Raw genomic sequence first — 1,156 nt, 5'->3', positions numbered from 1 at the left:
CCTGGAGCCCTCGGCCGCCGCGCTGCGATGCCGGCGTCCTGTCGCCCGGCGTGCCGGCCCGGACCAGGTCGCGGTTGCCGCTGTGTTCTCCGCCCGTGCTGAAGTAGTAGCAGCTACGCGAAAAGGCGCCCTGGACGTAGCGGACGGGCTGATGCCAGGCCCTGTACGGCTGGATCGCGCCATCGAACCGGGTCATGTCGCTGTCCGCCCAGCGGGCCACCCGGCCGACGCTGGTCGTCCGGAACTCGCTGGTCAGGAAGACAGGGTTCCGTCCGGGCGCGCGTTCCAGAGACATGGAGTCATAGCGGGTGCCGGCCCTCTGATTGTTCCACCGGCCGATCTCGGGCAGCAGGTAGTGGTAGCCGCGCCCGCAGTACTCGCCGTGGTGACGCCCGGTCGCGCAGTCGGGGCTGACGTTCCCCTTCCGGTTGTGCGCCAGCCGCAGGAGGTTGTCGGTGTCGAAGACACGCACGCCGCTTCTGGGACCGGCGACGAAGAGGTGGTGCCGGTACCAGACGATGCCTCCCGCGTGGGTGTTCACCTCGCTGTAATCGGTGCCGGCGCTGTTCGGACGCACGAGCAGTACGTGGATGTATTTGTTCGTGGTGCGGTCGAGGAAGCTCAGCCGGGTGCCCGTCCCGTCATGTCCCGCCGGGCCCGAGTGCCAGGAGAAGACGATGGCCTTGTGCCCGTCCACCGTGCCGGCTCCGGGCCGCGCGTCCTCCGTCCCGCTCACCCCCTGCGGGGTCCACCGCCTGTTGGCGGTGTCCCGGTCATTCAGGCAATAGTAGGCAAGCGCGTGCGCTCCGATCAGAGCACTGTCGTGGGCCGTGGCCTTGCTGCGGCAATGGCTATCGCCCTCCGTTTCAGCCTGGCGGTTGGCCGTGTTCAGCATGGATCCCACCGAGATCCGGGTGCCGCGCGGGTTCACGGTCCTCCTCAACTGCCGGGCCTGCGTGCGCCGGTCACCGCCCCACCGGAGGGAGAAGGCGTCGGGGTCGGCGGCGGTCATGGGCTGGAGCGGCGGATGGGGGGCGGTGGTGACCGGGATGGCAGGCACGGCTGCGGTGAGCAGGCCGAACACCGTCAGGAAGAGCGCTGCGCCGGGGTCACGCCCACGCGTGGAAAATCTCATGACCTCTCCGGTGGCAGTGGA

General features: G+C 69.5%; 1 pseudogene. It reads right to left on the bottom strand.

Annotated elements, in window-relative coordinates:
- A pseudogene (locus T328_RS35945) lies at positions 1 to 1,135 on the bottom strand (hypothetical protein); the annotation flags it as partial.
- Between the last annotated feature and the right edge of the window lie 21 nt (positions 1,136 to 1,156).

The sequence above is a fragment of the Streptomyces sp. CNX435 genome (genome assembly GCF_059570575.1).
Note: the sequence above shows the minus strand (reverse complement) of the source record. Positions and strands in the feature narration are given on the sequence as shown.